15 protein-coding genes, 1 tRNA gene and 1 pseudogene are annotated in these 15,562 nt (G+C 71.9%); 9 read left to right on the top strand and 8 right to left on the bottom strand.

The genetic code is table 11. The features are described from left to right. The first annotated feature begins 107 nt into the window (after positions 1-107). The 3 genes from OHA89_RS23675 to OHA89_RS23665 are packed head-to-tail and all read left to right on the top strand — an operon-like array spanning position 108 to position 4,143. Positions 108-1,241 (top strand): hypothetical protein, encoded by a 1,134-nt coding sequence (locus tag OHA89_RS23675; RefSeq protein WP_266944767.1) that lies wholly within the window; start codon positions 108-110, stop codon positions 1,239-1,241. Then, a complete protein-coding gene (locus OHA89_RS23670; RefSeq protein ID WP_266609621.1) occupies positions 1,238-2,812 on the top strand; it encodes a hypothetical protein in 1,575 nt (524 codons plus the stop codon). The genes OHA89_RS23675 and OHA89_RS23670 overlap by 4 nt, the downstream gene beginning before the upstream one ends. Continuing rightward, positions 2,809-4,143 (top strand): AAA domain-containing protein, encoded by a 1,335-nt coding sequence (locus OHA89_RS23665; protein ID WP_257556211.1) that lies wholly within the window; start codon positions 2,809-2,811, stop codon positions 4,141-4,143. The genes OHA89_RS23670 and OHA89_RS23665 overlap by 4 nt, the downstream gene beginning before the upstream one ends. 6 nt (positions 4,144-4,149) lie before the next feature. Here the strand turns inward: OHA89_RS23665 and OHA89_RS23660 are convergent, their stop codons facing one another. Then, on the bottom strand, positions 4,150-4,629 hold the full coding sequence (locus OHA89_RS23660) for a MarR family winged helix-turn-helix transcriptional regulator (RefSeq protein WP_215147462.1): 480 nt from the start codon (positions 4,627-4,629) through the stop codon (positions 4,150-4,152). A gap of 116 nt (positions 4,630-4,745) precedes the next feature. Between OHA89_RS23660 and OHA89_RS23655 the strand changes: the two genes are divergently transcribed. The 4 genes and pseudogenes from OHA89_RS23655 to OHA89_RS23640 all read left to right on the top strand — a co-directional run bounded on the left by OHA89_RS23655 (position 4,746) and on the right by OHA89_RS23640 (position 6,513). Next, positions 4,746-5,315 (top strand): NADPH-dependent FMN reductase, encoded by a 570-nt coding sequence (locus tag OHA89_RS23655; RefSeq protein ID WP_257556210.1) that lies wholly within the window; start codon positions 4,746-4,748, stop codon positions 5,313-5,315. A gap of 84 nt (positions 5,316-5,399) precedes the next feature. Next, positions 5,400-5,747, top strand: coding sequence for a hypothetical protein (locus OHA89_RS23650; protein WP_266609620.1), 348 nt, complete (start codon positions 5,400-5,402; stop codon positions 5,745-5,747). A 110-nt stretch (positions 5,748-5,857) separates the two neighbouring features. Then, positions 5,858-6,449 (top strand): annotated as a pseudogene (locus OHA89_RS23645) (hypothetical protein). Continuing rightward, positions 6,440-6,513 (top strand) — tRNA-Lys (locus OHA89_RS23640). The pseudogene OHA89_RS23645 and the gene OHA89_RS23640 overlap by 10 nt, the downstream one beginning before the upstream one ends. A 61-nt stretch (positions 6,514-6,574) precedes the next feature. Here OHA89_RS23640 and OHA89_RS23635 read toward each other — a convergent pair. Next, positions 6,575-7,810: a M6 family metalloprotease domain-containing protein gene (locus OHA89_RS23635; RefSeq protein ID WP_266609619.1), complete on the bottom strand. Its 1,236-nt coding sequence runs from the start codon at positions 7,808-7,810 to the stop codon at positions 6,575-6,577. A 310-nt stretch (positions 7,811-8,120) separates the two neighbouring features. On the opposite strand from OHA89_RS23635, the gene OHA89_RS23630 reads away from it, so the two are divergent. After that, complete coding sequence (locus tag OHA89_RS23630) at positions 8,121-10,049, top strand: bifunctional diguanylate cyclase/phosphodiesterase (RefSeq protein ID WP_266612389.1); 1,929 nt, start codon at positions 8,121-8,123, stop codon at positions 10,047-10,049. A gap of 51 nt (positions 10,050-10,100) precedes the next feature. Here OHA89_RS23630 and OHA89_RS23625 read toward each other — a convergent pair whose 3' ends face one another. The 4 genes from OHA89_RS23625 to OHA89_RS23610 all read right to left on the bottom strand — a co-directional run bounded on the left by OHA89_RS23625 (position 10,101) and on the right by OHA89_RS23610 (position 13,215). After that, positions 10,101-11,411 (bottom strand): tachylectin-related carbohydrate-binding protein, encoded by a 1,311-nt coding sequence (locus OHA89_RS23625; protein WP_266609618.1) that lies wholly within the window; start codon positions 11,409-11,411, stop codon positions 10,101-10,103. Positions 11,412-11,517: 106 nt separating this feature from the next. Further along, positions 11,518-12,723: a peptidase S1 and S6 gene (locus tag OHA89_RS23620; protein WP_266609617.1), complete on the bottom strand. Its 1,206-nt coding sequence runs from the start codon at positions 12,721-12,723 to the stop codon at positions 11,518-11,520. A 25-nt stretch (positions 12,724-12,748) separates the two neighbouring features. After that, positions 12,749-13,024 (bottom strand): hypothetical protein, encoded by a 276-nt coding sequence (locus tag OHA89_RS23615; protein WP_266609616.1) that lies wholly within the window; start codon positions 13,022-13,024, stop codon positions 12,749-12,751. Positions 13,025-13,029: 5 nt separating this feature from the next. Beyond that, positions 13,030-13,215 (bottom strand): hypothetical protein, encoded by a 186-nt coding sequence (locus OHA89_RS23610; RefSeq protein WP_266609615.1) that lies wholly within the window; start codon positions 13,213-13,215, stop codon positions 13,030-13,032. Between the two features lie 266 nt (positions 13,216-13,481). Between OHA89_RS23610 and OHA89_RS23605 the strand changes: the two genes are divergently transcribed. Beyond that, a complete protein-coding gene (locus OHA89_RS23605; protein ID WP_266609614.1) occupies positions 13,482-14,468 on the top strand; it encodes a helix-turn-helix transcriptional regulator in 987 nt (328 codons plus the stop codon). Here OHA89_RS23605 and OHA89_RS23600 read toward each other — a convergent pair. Next, entirely contained in the window at positions 14,465-14,653 is a 189-nt protein-coding gene (locus OHA89_RS23600) for a DUF397 domain-containing protein (RefSeq protein ID WP_406367038.1), read from the bottom strand. The two genes, OHA89_RS23605 and OHA89_RS23600, sit on opposite strands and share 4 nt — an antisense overlap. Beyond that, a complete protein-coding gene (locus tag OHA89_RS23595; RefSeq protein ID WP_406367037.1) occupies positions 14,601-15,461 on the bottom strand; it encodes a helix-turn-helix transcriptional regulator in 861 nt (286 codons plus the stop codon). The genes OHA89_RS23600 and OHA89_RS23595 overlap by 53 nt, the downstream gene beginning before the upstream one ends. Positions 15,462-15,562 lie beyond the last annotated feature (101 nt).

Raw genomic sequence — 15,562 nt, 5'->3', positions numbered from 1 at the left:
ATCCAACACATGACCGGCGGGCTCATCCGCGGCCACCCCACGGCAGTCCACAGCCCCTTTCTGCCGTAAGTGCACGATTGTCAGTGGCGGATGGGACACTTCCGCGGGTGAGCTCCTACCCGCCCAGCAGCGCTCCGCAGACGACACTGCGGCAGCGGCTCGCCGGCCTGCGCGGCCCGGCCGTGCCGCCCCGCCCGCTCGACGCCCGGGCCCTGGCCGCGCTCGCCGCCAATCCGGGCTGCGGCAGACGCGCCCTGCTCGACGGGGCCGGCGTGGACAAGACCGCGCTCGCCTCGGCCCTCGGCTCCCCCGCGCCCTTCGGGCAGTCGCAGTTCGCCATCGTCCGCGGGAACTCCTTCGAGGCCAAGGTCAAGGGGGACGGCGGGGCCGAGCTGCTGCGGCTGGTCCACGGGCACCTCGGCGGCGGGGCCGAGCCCCCCGGTGCGCGCGCCCGCGTCCCCGACCTGACCGCCGCCGGGCCCGAGGGCCGCGCCGCGCGGACCGCGCTCGCCCTGCGCGAGGCCACCGCCGCCGGGCGGGACACCGGGGCGTGGACGCTGCTCGACCACCCGATGCTGGCCCTGGAGGTCGCGGGCACCCCCGCCTACCTGGAGCCGGACGCCGTCGTCGTGCATCCCGACGGCCGCTGGACCGTCGTGGAGATCAAGTCGTTCCCGATGATCGACGGGGCCGCCGACGCCGCGAAGGTGGGCGCCGCCGCCCGCCAGGCCGCCGTCTACGTGCTGGCCCTGGAGAAGACCGCCGAGAAGCTGGCCGGCGCCGAGGTCGGGCACACCGTGCTGCTGGTCTGCCCCAAGGACTTCTCCAACCTGCCCACCGCCTCGCCCGTCGACGTCCGCCGCGAGCGCTCCGTGACCCGGCGCCAGCTGGAGCGGCTGACCCGGGTCGAGGAGCTGGCCGCGGCGCTGCCCGCGGGGCTCAGCTTCGACCCGGCGCGCACCGCCGAGGAGCTGGCCGATGCCGTGGCCGCAGTGGACGCCTCCTACGCCCCCGAGTGCCTGGCCGCCTGCGAGCTGGCCTTCCACTGCCGGGAGCGGGCCCGCGCGAGCGACGAGGTGACCGCGCTGGGCCGTTCCGTACGGGGCGAGCTGGGCGCGCTGACCACCGTCGAGCAGGCCCTGGCGGCGGCCGCCGGGCAGGGCCCCGCCGGCGATCCCACCTCCGAGGCGCTGCTGCGGGCGGCCCGGCTGCGCGCCGAGGCGCTGGAGGCGTCCGGATGAGCCTGCTGACGACCCTGGCCCGGCTGGATGCCCTCCGGGCTGGCCGGGCCCAGCCGCTGGCGACCGTACGGCACCGGCATCTGAGCGAGCGCCCGCTGGTCCTCGTACCGCTGACGACCGCGGGTGAGGCCGGGGCTCCGCTCGGCGCGCTGGTCGGCACGGACCGCGCGGAGCCGCGGCTGCTGGTCGTGCCGCAGCCGCGCGACCGGGACCTGCGGTGGGCCTTCCTGGCGGAGCTCGCGGGCGAGGTGCTGCCGTACGTGGACTCGTACGGCGACGCGGTCGAGCTCGTGGAGCGCAGCGAGACCGACCCGGAGACGGGCCGGAAGTCCAAGGTCGAGGCCGAGCTGTGCCTGGACGCGCCGCAGCTGATCGTGCCGAGCCGGGCGGGCGTGGAGTACGTACGGCTGCTGGGCCGGTCGATGCGGTTCCGCCGGACGGCCGAGGAGGATCCGGAGAATCCGTATCCGGCGCCCGCGAAGGTGCCGCTGCTGGGCCGCTGGTTCACCCACCTCGGCGAGCGCGCGCGGGTCCCCGGCTCCTCGATGCTCCTGTCGGCGACGGACCTGCTCGGGCGGCACTGGGCGAGCGGCCAGAGCAATCTGGAGGACCAGCACCTGGGCGCGCTGCTGGCCTGGATGGATCCGCCGGAGGGCGGATCCGGGGCCGAGGCCGCGCTGCGGGCCGAGCTGGCCCGGGACCGGGACGGCCAGTTGCTGGTCCCGCCCGCCGGGCCGGCCACCGACCCGGCCTTCGACAACCGGCTGCTCGCCCCTGCGATCGCCCGCTTCGACGCGGCGCGCACCTCGGACGGCCCGGACGCGGCGGAGCGCACGGAGCGGGCCGAGCGGGCGGTGCGGACGCTGGTCGTGGACCAGATGCGGCCCACCTGGGAGGCGGTGTGGCAGTCCCTGGATCTGCTGCGCGCCCTGCCCGCCGGGGAGCGGGCGGAGGAGCGCTGGACGCGCGACCGCTGGTCCTACACCGGCCACCGGGACCGGGTGCGGGCGGGCGAGCCGCCGCAGCCGCGCCGCGACGACGCGGTGACGGCGGCGCAGAAACTGGCCACGCGGGAGACCGAGCAGGTGCGGCTCGACGCCCAGGAGGCGCTGGACGACCCCCTGGTGATGGCGGGCCGCCGCCTGGCGGGCGAGGCCTTCGCAGGTGAGGTCACCGAGGTGGTGATGGAGTGGACGGAGTCGAAGCGGCCGAGCCCGCGCCCGCTGGTGACGGTGGCCACCGAGGACCGGCCGCAGCTCTCGGACGGGGGCGGCGGGAAGGTCTACCGCTCGCTGGACGGGCGGCCGCAGAGCGCGCAGTTCGTACGTTTCGAGGAGGACGGGCGGCTGGTGCTGCGCCTGCTGGACAAGATGGGCCGCGGCCGGGAACCGGAGCCGGGCTCGGTGCCGGAGAAGGGCGACCGGGTGTGCTGGACGCTCTTCGAGCACGACGCCCGCGGCGGCCCGAAGCTGCCGGATCCGGAACGGACCCCGTGGACCCACGGCGGCCCGCCGGGATCCGCTGCCGCCCCCACGCTGCCCGACGCCGTGACCGACGAGGACATCCTGTGACCACCGCCTTCGACCCGGGGGCCGCCGCCTCGCGGGCGACCGCCGCCATCCTGCACGACACCCTGCACGGGACCGAGCGGGGCGTGGTCGTCGACTCCCCGCCCGGGGCCGGCAAGTCCACGCTCGTCGTCCGGGCGGCCCGGGAACTGGCCGCGGCCGGGCGCCGGCTGATGGTGGTGGCGCAGACGAACGCGCAGGTCGACGATCTGGTGCTGCGGCTCGCCGACAAGGATCCGGAGCTGAAGGTCGGCCGGCTGCACAGCAGCGACGGCGACGCCTACGACCCCGCGCTGCGCGAGCTGCCCTCGGTCACGCTCTCCGCCAAGCCGGGAGACCTCGCGGAGCTGCCGATCACCATCTCCACGGCGGCGAAGTGGGCGTACGTCAAGGACGTGGAGCCCTGGGAGCACGCCATCGTGGACGAGGCGTACCAGATGCGTTCCGACGCGCTGCTGGCCGTGGCCGGGCTGTTCGACCGGGCGCTGTTCGTGGGCGATCCGGGGCAGCTGGACCCCTTCAGCGTGGTGGGCGCGGAGCAGTGGGCGGGCCTGTCCTACGACCCCTCCGCCTCGGCGGTCAGCACCCTGCTCGCCCACAACCCGCACCTGCCGCAGCACCGGCTGCCGGTGTCGTGGCGGCTCCCGGCGACGGCCGCGCCGCTGGTCTCCCGGGCGTTCTACCCGTACACGCAGTTCCGCAGCGGTACGGGCCCGGGCGAGCGGCGGCTGTCCTACGGGGTCCCCTCGGACGGGTCGGGTCCGGACCGGGTGCTGGACGAGGCCGCCGAGTCGGGCTGGGGCCTGCTGGAACTGCCCGCGCGGCACACCCCGCGCACCGACCCGGAGGCGGTGGCCGCGGTGGCCCTGGTGGTGCGCCGGGCCCTGGACCGCGGGGCGGTGACCTCCGACGAGCAGTCGGCGGGACCGGCGCCGCTCACCGCGGACCGCGTCGCGGTGGGCACCGCGCACCGCGACCAGGCGTCGGCGATCCGGGCGGCGCTGGCCTCGCTCGGGGTCACCGGGGTCACGGTGGACACCGCGAACCGCCTCCAGGGGCGGGAGTACGACCTCACGGTGATCCTCCACCCGCTGTCGGGCCGCCCCGACGCGACGGCCTTCCACCTGGAGACGGGCCGCCTGTGCGTACTGGCCTCCCGGCACCGGCACGCCTGCGTGGTGGTGGCCCGGGCGGGCATAGCGGAGCTCCTGGACGACCACCCCTCGACGGAGCCGGTGCAGCTGGGCGTGACGGTGAAGTTCCCGGACGGCTGGGAGGCGAACCACTCGGTCCTGGCCCACCTGGCGGAACACCGGGTGCGCTGGAAGCCCTAACCCCAGTTAGCCGCGCTTGCGCTCGGCGCCCATCCGCAGGCGGAGCACCTCGCCGACCTCGGCCAGGGTGCGGAGCTGCTGCGGCGTCAGGACGTCGATCAGGTGGCGGCGTACGGACTCCACGTGGAGCGGGGCCGCGGTCATGATCGTGTCCACGCCGGTCTCGGTGAGGACCACCTCCGCGCCGCGGCCGTCGCCGGCGACCTCCTCGCGGCGGACGATGCCGCGCTGTTCCATGCGGGTGAGCTGGTGGGACAGCCGACTGCGGGACCAGTGCATCAGGCCGGCCAGCGCGCTGATCCGCATGCGGTGGCCGTCGGTGGAGCCGAGCACCGACAGGACGTCGTAGTCCGCTTCGGAGAGGCCGCTGTCCTGGCCGAGGTCCCGTGCGATCTCTGCGTTGACCAGCGGAAACATCCGCCGCCAGGCGTACCAGGCGTCCTGTTCGGGCTCCGTGAGCCAGCGGGGCTCGGATGCGGGGGTCATGCCGGAACTCTAGCCAGGTCGGTGACACATCACCTAGCTGGTTGACATGTCACACATATCCTGGGTTTTATAGGTGACACGTCAACAACCACGCGCACCGATCGGGAGTCCACACCGTGACCCGTCTCCACGTCATCTCCGCCGCCACCCGCCCCACCTCCTCCGGCCGCCCGCTCGCCCGGTGGGTCGTCGAGCAGGCCCGCGCCCGCGGCGGCTTCGAGGTCACCCCCGTCGACCTCGCCGAGATCGCACTGCCCTTCCTGGACGAGCCCGAGTACGCCTCCAGCGGTGTCTACACACATCAGCACACCCGGGACTGGAGCGCGCTGATCGACGCGGCGGACGCCGTCCTCTTCGTGCTGCCGATGTACAACGGCGGCTTCACCGCCCCCTTCAAGAACGCGATCGACTTCCTCTACCGCGAGTGGCAGGGCAAGCCGGTCGGCATCGTCAGCTACAGCGCCGGCCCCACGGGCGGCGCCCCGGCCGCCGAGATGCTGCTCCCGGTCCTCACCCGGGTCGGCATGCGGCCCGCCGAACGGTCCCTCGCGGTCCCCGGCATCCCGGGCCTGGTCGGTCCCGAGGGGTTCGCGGCGCCGGAGGGGCTCGCGGACGAGCTGGCCGGCGTCCTCGACGACGTGGCGGGACTGGCGGCGGAGCGCGCAGCCGAGGCCCTCACCGTGTGAGCCCCGTCTCGGTGCGGTCTTGCGGGGCGTTGGACAATGGACGGTGGCCCGGAAGCATTTCGCACGCGCAGCAGGAGGACAGGCATGGCAGAGCCCGAGCGGACCGAGCGGAGGCTTCGGCCCGCACCACTGCTGTTCGAGCCCTCCGAGGCCGCCACGGACCCGGAGCACTTCTTCGACCTGGAGTCGATCGAGGACCCTCGTGAGCTGCTGGCCCGCGCGACGGAGCTGACGTTGGCCTTCCGGGCCGCGCAGGAGCGGGCGGTGGAGTTCCAGGCCCTGGCGGCGGCGCAGCTGGCGGACCCGCGGCGGTTCGACCGGCTGTCGCCTGCGCTGATCGCGGAGCAGGCGGAGTGGACCGAGGACTACGCCCGCAAGATGATCGAGTTCGGTGAATCCCTCCAGCGCGACGCGGGCCCGGAATCCACCTGAGGCCCGGCGGCTGGCATATGCGGGGCGCAACATACTCCAGTGAAGCCCGCCCTGTCCCGGTTTCCGGTAACTCCTGGAAACCGGAACGTTACGGCGGGTAGACCTGGAGTATGACGACGCTGACGACGGCCCCCGGATGCCCCGCCCTCGACACACGCACCGCACCCGCCACCCACGTCACCCCGCAGGGCGCCGCCTGGCTCGTCTCCGCGTGCGCCCACCCGCACAGCACCCTCGCGGCCTGGAAGGCCCGGCCCACTGCGCCCGCCGCGCTGCCCTGCGGGAACGCCTTCGACGTCGTCAACGTCCCGGTCGTGTTCGGGCGCCGGATCCTGGACCTGCTCTGGGCCGAGGGCCCCGGGTCCGGCCCGGTCGCCGTGCACCGCGGCCGGATGCTGCTCTTCGCCGCCACCGGTACCGCCCACCGGCTCCCCGCCCTGCTGGCGTGGGAGGAGTGGGGAGGTTCCCGTACCGCCCCGGCGCCGCTGTGCCACGGGCACGGCGACGCCGTCACCGTGCCGCCGCTGGCCGGCGTCCCGGGCCCGTCCCGCTGGCTGGTGGCGCCCGACGCGCGCACGCCCTGGCTCCCCGGGCCCGAGGCCCTGCTGTGGGCGTTCGTCCGCGCCGCCCGAGCTGCGGATATCAATTTTTAGTTCCACGGAACCTCCTGGTAATGTCTACGACGTCAGCAGGCGCCGCTAGCTCAGTTGGTTAGAGCAGCTGACTCTTAATCAGCGGGTCCGGGGTTCGAGTCCCTGGCGGCGCACAGACGGAAGAAGGCCCCCACTCCTCGGAGTGGGGGCCTTCTTCGTTCCGGGCACGGCCGGCTACGTCGTGATCTTCACCGTGTACGCGCCCGACTGGGTCCGGTCGGCCACCTCGATTTTGATCCGCTCCCCCGGCACGGTGTACGTCTCGCCCACCTCCAGCGGCGCGTCCGCGAGCGGCGGGTACACCGAGCGGTCCCAGCACGCCTCCGTCGACGGATGCGCGTCCAGGACCTCGATCGGGCCGCCGCCCGACGACGCCTCGTTGCGCACCCGGTAGACCAGGACCCCTTCCGTGCAGGTGTCCCCGTCGTTGCCGGCGGAGCCCCGCGCCTCGACGGCGATCGCGCTGCCGGGGCCCGTACGGATCACGGCGAGCCGGGTCCCTCCCGTGCCGCCCCGCACCGGGACCTCGGCCAGCGGCTGGAGGGTGTGCAGCGAGGAGCCCGACTGGACGCAGTCCACCTGGGCGGGGTCCAGCCAGCCGAGCTTCCACTTGTGCCAGGCGAAGAGGTCCGGGGCCATCCCGAACTGGCTGCCCATCACGTCCCAGTCCCCGACGTAGGTGTCCCAGTCGCCCTTGCCGTCCGTCGGCCGGTGGTAGAGGTCGGGCAGGTCGAAGACGTGCCCGGTCTCGTGGGCGAGCACGTTGCGGTCCGGCGGGTGCCGCTCGAAGACGGTGACGATCCGCCGCAGGTCCGTGCCGTCCGCGCGGATCGGGCGGTCGAAGTTGACGACCTTCGTGGCATCGGAGTCCACCCCGGGCGCGTCCGGGTCGGCGACGAAGTAGACGACGTCGTACTTGCCGAAGTCCACCTCGGGGTCGGCGGTCCTGACCGCGTCCCGCAGGTAGGCCGCCCGGTCCTCCGGGGCCCAGTCGCGCTGTATCCCGTACGCGGTGGACGGCTTGGGCATCCGGATCCACTGCTTCTGCGGATGCGGGACCAGGCGGAACCGGCCGTACGAGGCCCGCTCGAAGAAGTCGCTGGTGGCGGGGAAGTAGTCGCCGGCGATCTCCTCGGGGGCGAGGGCGGTCCGGTGGTCGGGGAAGGAGAGGAAGACCATGACCGCGTTGAGGGTGCGCTCGGGCCGCGGGTAGGCGCCGTTCCAGGTGTCCAGGCCCAGTGAATGGTGTGCGGCCGTACGGGTCAGCGCGCAGGGACCGGCCCCGGAAACGGCCACCGCGGGCCCCGCGACGAGCGACATGGCGGCGAGCGCCGTCAGGGAGGTGAGGGCTGCCGCCGTACTTCGGATGCGGGAACGGTCCACTCCCCCGGGTGTCAGCTGTCGCGCCACATCGACCTCCCGTGGTGGATTCGTACCTGTTCATCCACCTTGAGGCGCTTGTCTTACCAATGCCCTGTTCCGCTGCCCCACACGAGTGAGCAATCCGGCAAGCCAGTGACCCTCGGCCTTCACGCACCTGCCTACAGAACGTCACGTCCGATCACGCGAGATCAGCAGGGGGCTCCGCATGCTCACAGCCGCGCAGAAACGATCGCCCGGGATTCGGCCGTCACTCCGTCATCACGCCGAACTCCCGCCCCCCGCACGGCGACGCCGCTGGATAGGGCCTCCCGGCAGCCTCTATGATCGGCACACTTTCCTGCACGGACACTCACGAGCACTGCGGGAGCGAACGGTGAGCGGAACCTCAGAAGGAACCGGTTCGGCGGCCGACAGCATCCGATCGGCCATTACGGAGCGTCACGCGACAGTGTCGGCAACGGCAGTTCCGCCGCGCGCCGAGTCCGAGCGGCGCGACTACCGGGCCGCCTTCAACGCGGCCCACCTCCCCATGGCCGTCGTCGACCGCGACGGATACGTCGTCACCGCCAACGAGGCCTTCGCCGGCCTGCTCGGCGCCGAACCGCACGCACTGGTCCACCGGTGCGCCGCCGACCTGGTGGACCTGGCCGCGGAGGCCCGCACCTGGGCCGCCTACCAGGAGGTGCTCCGCGGGCGGCAGGCCCGGCTGCGCTGCACCCGCCGCCTCAAACACCCGGACGGGCACTCGCTGTGGACCGAGGTGACTCTGGGGCCGGTACCCGGGACCGGCGACGTCCTGCTGTCCGTCGCCGACATCAGCGACCGGCGCGACCTCCAGGCGCGGCTGCGCCACCTCCAGATGCACGACCCCGTCACCAGGCTGCCCAACCGGGCGCTGTTCTTCGAGCGGCTCTCCGCCGCGCTGGAGGCCTCCTCGTACGATCACGGCGGCGGCACCGGCCGGATCGGGCTGTGCTACCTGGACCTCGACGGGTTCAAGGCGGTCAACGACACCCTCGGCCACCGGGTCGGCGACCGGCTGCTGACCGCCGTCGCCGCCCGGCTGACCCAGTGCGCCGACCAGTCCGGATACGGACGCACGAGCGGGCACCTGGTCGCGCGGCTCGGGGGCGACGAGTTCGCCCTGCTGGTCGAGGACTCCACGGGCACGGAGCAGCTCGCCGACCTGGCGCGGAGCGTACTGGCCGCCGTCCAGGAGCCGTTCGACCTGGCCGGGCAGCGGCTGTCGGTCTCCGCGTCGATCGGGGTGGTGGAGCGGTCGACGGCCGGCACCTCGGCGACGGGGCTGATGCAGGCCGCGGACACGACGCTGTACTGGGCGAAGGCGGACGGAAAGGCCCGCTGGACCCTCTTCGACCCCGAGCGCAACGCGCACCGGATGACGAGGCAGGCCCTGTCCTCGACGCTCCGGCCGGCCGTGGAGCGGGGGGAGTTCGAGCTGGAGTACCAGCCGCTGGTGGACCTGGAGAGCGGGACGGTGCGCGGGGTCGAGGCCCTGGTGCGCTGGAACCATCCGCAGTTCGGGACATTGACGCCGAATCGGTTCATCGGCATCGCCGAAGAGGACGGATCCATCGTCCAGTTGGGGCAGTGGGTGCTGCGTACGGCCTGCCGCCAGGCTCGGCGCTGGCAGATCGAGCAGCCCAGCGACTCCCCGGTCTTCGTGTCGGTCAACGTGGCCGTGCGGCAGGTGTGGGACTCGGACCTGGTCGGCGACGTCGCGGAGATCCTGGCCGAGACGGGGCTCGCGCCGCAGCTGCTCCAGCTGGAGCTGACCGAGTCGGCCGTGATGGGCTCGGCGGGGCGGCCGCTCCAGGCCCTCCAGGCGCTCAGCGACATGGGCGTGCGCATCGCGATCGACGACTTCGGCACCGGGTACTCGAACCTGGCCTACCTCAGCCGCCTGCCGGTGTCGGTGCTGAAGCTGGACGGGTCCTTCGTACGGGGCTTCCGCTACGAGGAGGGCACCCACCCGAACCCGGCGGACGAGACGATCGTCGAGGCCCTGGTCCAGCTCGCGCACCGGCTGGGCCTGACGGTCACGGCGGAGTGCGTGGAGACCGCGGGGCAGGCGGCCCGGCTGCGCCGCGTCGGCTGCGACACGGGTCAGGGCTGGCTGTACTCCCGTGCGGTGGCCCCGGACGTGATCGCCCGCATGATCGGCAACCAGACGGCGGCCGCAGCGGCGGCGGCCGAGGCGGCCGCCGCACAGCCCGACGAGCCCGCCCCGCACCCCCTCGTCTGAGAACCGGGAGGGGTACGGGACGGGCTCCGCTCAGGGCCGCCCGGACACGTTCTATCCGTTGACGACCTTGTCGTAGCGCAGGGCGACGTAGCCGGAGGCGGCGTGGCCGGCGATGCGTCCGTCGCTGCCGCCGTTGAGGTAGTCCTGACCGCGCATCATGTCGTCGTTGGTGTTGGCCTCGTGGATGTACGAGAACTTGCCGGCGGCCTTGTCGACCCACTTCTCGAAGAGCACCACGTGCCCGTCCTGGGTGTTCAGCGCGTCACCGGGCAGGAGGTCGGACTTGGAGATGGTGGTGCTGACGCTCGGCAGGCTGTAGGTCGTGTAGCTGCTGGCGGCGTGCCAGGCCATGGAGACGAAGCCGGAGCAGTCGGTGCGGTAGGTGTGGTCGCCGTCCGGGTCGGTGGCGTAAGCGCCCTGGTTGTACGGGATGTCACGGCCCAGCCAGTTCACGGCGCGGCTCATGATCTCGCTGCGCGCGATCTGCCCGCCCTTGGTGGAGGGGGTGGGGGTGGGGGGCGCCGGCGGCTGGTAGGTGCAGTCGTTGGCGAAGGCGGAGAGCAGGGTCTGCGTCCAGCCGCTCGCGTCGACCGGGTCGGCGGGGTGGTAGGCGATGTCGTCGCCCTTGCCGTCGGTGGGGTCGGCGTCGTGGTACCAGTACATCCCGCCGTTCGTACGGCCGTAGTAGAGGCCGCCGCCGGGCGAGACCAGGTTGTCGACCGCCGACCAGCCGGAGCTCTTGAGCTCCGAGCTCTCCCAGTCCCCGACGCCGTTGATCTGGTAGGAGAGCAGCCGGCCGTCGGCCGTGCTGGCGATGAGGACGTCGTCGCCGGCGGCGGCCAGCGTCTTGAGGACGAAGCCCGTGTCGATCACCGCGTGCTTGGCGATGTGGGCGGGCCCGCTGGGCTTGGCCTGGGAGACGTTGTAGCGGTGGAGCTCACCGGCGACCGTGCCGTAGAGGTGACCGGCGCCGTCGTAGGTCAGCTTGTCGAAGGTCCAGCCGCTGTCCCAGATCTTGGTGACTCCGGCCAGTGCCAGGGCGCTGTCGTTGGTCTGGATGTCGACGCGGTACAGCTCGCCGGCCGTCGACGTCACCAGGACGGTGTTGAAGTTGAGGGTGGCCATCGCCTTGGGCGTGAAGCCGAGGTTCGCGCCGATCAGGGTCTTGACGCGGTCGCCGGTGTTGGGGGCTATCGCCGTGTAGGTGAGGCGTCCGTCGGGGAGGGTGCCGTAGATCGACACGTTGCCGCCGCAGATCGCGGCGGCCTGGGCCGGCGCCGAGGTGAGGGTGACCATGCCGAGGGTGGTGGCGGATACGGCCAGGGTGGCGGCGAGGCGGCGCTTGAGGGACGACGAGAACATGGGTGTCTCCGGGTTCTGGGCAGCCCTGACGTACGCGCGCCGGGCCGGGGCATGAGGGGGGAGAAGAGGGAGGGCGAAGGGAGAGCGGGAGCGACGCGGGGGCGGCTCAGTACCAGTTGTTGTTCAGGAAGTGGTTCCAGGCGCCGCAGGGCGTGTTGTACCGGCCGTCGATGTAGGACAGGCCCCACTTGATCTGCGTGATGGGGTTGGTGCGCCAGTCATCGCCGAAGGCGTCCATCTTGGAACCGGGCAGGGCCTGGGGGATGCCGTACGCCGTGGAGCCCGGGTTGTCGGCCCAGTAGCGCCAGCCGCTCTCCTTGTCCCAGAGCTGCTCCAGGCAGTTCCACTGGGTGGTGCTGTTCCAGGCACCGCCGTCGTGCTTGTTCATCAGATCGCGGCCGGCCGCCTTCACCGCGGGTATGTCGGTACCGTCGAGCGGGTCCGCGGTGGTGGTGCAGCTGAACGTCTCCGGCTGGGCGGACAGCAACTCCTGCGTCCAGCCGCCGGTGTTGACGGGTGTGTCGTTGTGGTAGGCGATGTCGGCGCCGGTGCCGTCGGCCGGGTTGGCGTCCTTGTACCAGTACATGGCGCCCGTGGTTTCGATCCGGCCGTAGTAGAGACCCCCACCGGGCGATACGACCTGGTCGAAGCCGGACCAGCCGGAGGTCTTGAGGTCGTCGCGGTCCCAGCTGCCGTCGCTGCCGATCTTGTAGGAGTAGAGCGCGCCGGCCGATGTGGTGGCGAGCAGCCGGTCGTCGCCGGCGGCCGTCAGGGTCTTCAGGACGAAGCCGCTGCCGATCTCCCTGCGCTGGCCGATGTGCGCCGAGCCGGTCGGCTTGGGCTGCGAGACCAGGTACTGGAGGAGGAGGCCGCCCGCCGTGCCGTACAGATGCCCGTGCCCGTCATAGGTGAGCTTGTCGTGGGTCCAACCGCTGTCGAAGATCTTGACGGGCGGGCGCTCCAGGACGAGGGACTCGTTGTTGGTGAGGACGTCGAGGCGATAGAGCGCGCCGCTCGTCGACGTCACCAGCACCGTATTGAAGTTGAGGGTGGCCATCGCCTTGGGCTCGAACCCCAGGGCCGCTCCGATGCGCACCTTCTTCAACTCGCCGGTGGCCGGGGTGATGGTGCTGAAGGTGAGACGGCCGTCGGGAAGGACGCCGTAGATCGAGGCGGTCCCGCTACAGGTGGTCGCGGCCAGTGCGGCCGGGGCGGCGGCGACGGACGCGGCGGTCAGCAGCCCGGCACCGATGACGCTGGAGAGGGCGGCGACCGCGCTCTTGCGGGCAGCCTGACGGAGGGTGGTGGTCACTGCGTTCTCCTTGGGGGAACGGCGGTCAGTGGTGCGGCTCGGTGGTGCTGAAGCCGTGCGCCCGCAGCGGGGCGCGGGCGCCGTCGAGGATGGCGTGGGCCTGGGTGAGGGCTGCGGCTTCCGAGGCGGCGCGCAGGAAGAGGTAGACGTCCACGCCGTCGGCGGCGGATTTGGCCCGCAAGTGCTCGAGTCCGTGCGCCGCGGGAGTGTGGGCCCAGATCAGATCGGAGACGAGCGCGAGCACCGCCTTCTCGTCAGGGTCATGACAAGGCCCTGAGAGGGAGGCCCGGATGACGCGCATGCCGGCTAGTCCCAGTTGATGCTGTCCGCGACGGACGTGGGCGCCGTGTCCCAGTTGATGCTGCCGTCACCGGAGGCGCTGATGTGGTGGCTTTCGGCGGAGGCGGTCACCGAGGTGATGGTGGTGACGGCGCCGGCGCAGAGGGCGGTGAAGACGGCGGCGACAGCGGCGAAGCGGGCAGTGCGGGACATGGTTTCCCCCAAGGTCACAGGCTCGGATGCGATGCGTTCGGTGCGGTGTGCTGCGCGCTGATCCGGATCGTCCTTGCGGCTCTGGCCTGAGTCGGGGACTTTCGTCCCCGCCGTCCCGGTGAACACCATGTTGCTGCCCCCGGACCCTGCGAAGAAGAGGTTCCGGCTGTCACCAACAGGCCTGGCACCTTGGTGCCAGACTTCGCCTACGATCACGGAGGCGACGCTCGCCGGGGGCGGCCCAACTACAGCCGGGGGGCTGGGACATGCTGCAGACGCTGGGTCTCGGAGCCGAAGTGGAAGCCGTGTACCGGGGCATGCTGGCCGACCCTTCGGGAGGCATCGCCGAGCTGAGCACCCGCCTCGGCCTCACCCAGGCGCAGGTCCGCGAGGGCCTGGACCGGCTCGTCGACCTCGACCTGCTCAGACCGTCACGGGACAGCCCGGGCGCGCTGCGCGCGGTGAGACCCGAACTGGGCCTGGAACTGCTGCTGCGCCGCCAGGAGGAGGAGCTGGCCCGGCAGCAGCAGGAGCTGGCCCGCAGCAAGGCCGCCGCGGCGCAGGTGGTCTCCGAGTTCGCGGACCTCAGCCCGAACACCGAGGTCGACGGCGCGGAACGGCTCGTGGGCATGGACGCCATCCAAAGCCGACTGGAGCAGCTCGCCCATGGACTGACCCGCGAATGCCTGGCGATCCTGCCGGGCGGCGCGCTGTCCGAGGCGAGCCTGGAGTCCTCCCGGCCGCTGGACCAGCGTGCGCTGGCCCGCGGCATCGAGATGCGCTCGGTGTACCAGGACAGCGCCCGCAACGATCCGACGACGCTGGCCTACGCCCGGTGGCTGACCGAGCAGGGCGGCCAGGTCCGCACCAGCCCGCTCCTTCCGCCACGCCTGCTGATATTCGACCGCACCGTGGCGGTCGTCCCGATCGACCCCGACCACTCCCGGCTGGGCGCCCTGTGCACCAGCGCGCCGGGGATCGTGGCCTCCCTGGCCACCCTGTTCGAGCAGACGTGGGCGGCCGCCGTACCCCTCGGAGCCGACCGCCCCCGCCCCAGCGACACCCGCCCCACCGCGACGGAACTCGAGCTGCTGAAGCTCCTGGCCTCCGGCATGACCGACGAGGCGGCCGGTAAGCGCCTCGGGGTGTCCTTGCGTACCGTCAGGCGCCAGATGTCCGCCCTGATGGAACGCCTCCACGCGACGAGCCGCTTCGAAGCCGGCCTCAAAGCCGCGCAGCAGGGCTGGCTCTAAAGGCTCCGCACGAAGGTGCCGAACGTTTCTGCCGTGACCGTGAAGACCGGCCCGTCGGGGTTCTTGGAGTCCCGAACCGCCACGAGGCAGGGCTGGGCGGCCACCTCAACGCACTCGCCGCCCGTGTTACCGCTATAGCTCGACTTGCGCCACACCGCGTTGGTCAGGTTCTGGCTGGTGCCCATAACGTTCCTCCATTACGCGGATGATCAATGCCGCCGAGTCCTCCACCGAGAGAGCAGCGGCCTGCAAGTGAGCGTAACGAAGGGCGCCTTCCTTGACCGTGTCAGGGTTGGCCGTCATGTGTCCGGAGATCAGGTCCTCCGAGTAGACGATGTCCGGGTCGTCATCGAACCGCATGGTTGTGAACGAACCGATCAGACTGGCGTGTTCACCAGCTGAGAACGGGAGCACCTGGATCCTGACCCAACGCCTGTCGCGGAAGCTCAAGAGGTGAGCAAGTTGATTCCGCATGGTCTCCCGACCGCCGATCGGCCGATACAGGGCGGCTTCGTCTAGCACTACCCACACCATGGGCGGATTGTCCCGGCCCAGGATTCGCTGACGGTCCAGGCGGGCTGCCACCAGATCATCCACGCTGTCTGGCAGTCCCGTCGCCAGCACCGCGCGGGCATAGGCTTCCGTCTGGAGGAGCCCATACACCAGCTGGGCCTGGTACGTAGAGATGTACGCCGCCCGGGCTTCCATCTCCGCGAACGGCTGGAACCACGTCGGCAAGACGCTCCGCAGGACCAGCCCCACCAGTCGGGAGAAGTGCCCGTCCGTGCCGAGCGCCGCGTCCACGCGTTCCGAGAAGTCGCGCGTGGGGACCCTGCGGCCGTTCTCGACCATGCCGATCAGGGAGCCCGTGCAGTAGATGATGTCGCCCAGCTGCGACTGCTTCAGCCCCGCCCCTTCTCTCAGGCGGCGCAGTTCGTAGCCGTAGTAGTCCAGCGGCGAGGCGCTGGGATCGATTTCACGGGCCTGAACCATGAGACGGCACCCCCAAGCGGAGAACGAACTTGTCGCCGAGCGTAGCGATATCGACACGCAGCGGTGTCGGGAATCCGGCAACCATGTGACACACCTCCGCC

The organism is Streptomyces sp. NBC_01546 (assembly GCF_045208355.1).
Classification (GTDB): Bacteria; Actinomycetota; Actinomycetes; order Streptomycetales; family Streptomycetaceae; genus Streptomyces.
Note: the sequence above shows the minus strand (reverse complement) of the source record. Positions and strands in the feature narration are given on the sequence as shown.

Excerpts from the sequence above, each read along its gene's own strand:
- OHA89_RS23600 (WP_406367038.1), bottom strand. The coding sequence starts at position 14,653 with ATGGGCACCAGCCAGAACCTGACCAACGCGGTGTGGCGCAAGTCGAGC.
- OHA89_RS23610 (WP_266609615.1), bottom strand. The coding sequence starts at position 13,215 with ATGTCCCGCACTGCCCGCTTCGCCGCTGTCGCCGCCGTCTTCACCGCC.
- OHA89_RS23650 (WP_266609620.1), top strand. The coding sequence starts at position 5,400 with ATGGCAGAGCCCGAGCGGACCGAGCGGAGGCTTCGGCCCGCACCACTG.
- OHA89_RS23615 (WP_266609616.1), bottom strand. The coding sequence starts at position 13,024 with ATGCGCGTCATCCGGGCCTCCCTCTCAGGGCCTTGTCATGACCCTGAC.
- OHA89_RS23660 (WP_215147462.1), bottom strand. The coding sequence starts at position 4,629 with ATGACCCCCGCATCCGAGCCCCGCTGGCTCACGGAGCCCGAACAGGAC.
- OHA89_RS23625 (WP_266609618.1), bottom strand. The coding sequence starts at position 11,411 with ATGTTCTCGTCGTCCCTCAAGCGCCGCCTCGCCGCCACCCTGGCCGTA.
- OHA89_RS23605 (WP_266609614.1), top strand. The coding sequence starts at position 13,482 with ATGCTGCAGACGCTGGGTCTCGGAGCCGAAGTGGAAGCCGTGTACCGG.
- OHA89_RS23595 (WP_406367037.1), bottom strand. The coding sequence starts at position 15,461 with ATGGTTCAGGCCCGTGAAATCGATCCCAGCGCCTCGCCGCTGGACTAC.
- OHA89_RS23670 (WP_266609621.1), top strand. The coding sequence starts at position 1,238 with ATGAGCCTGCTGACGACCCTGGCCCGGCTGGATGCCCTCCGGGCTGGC.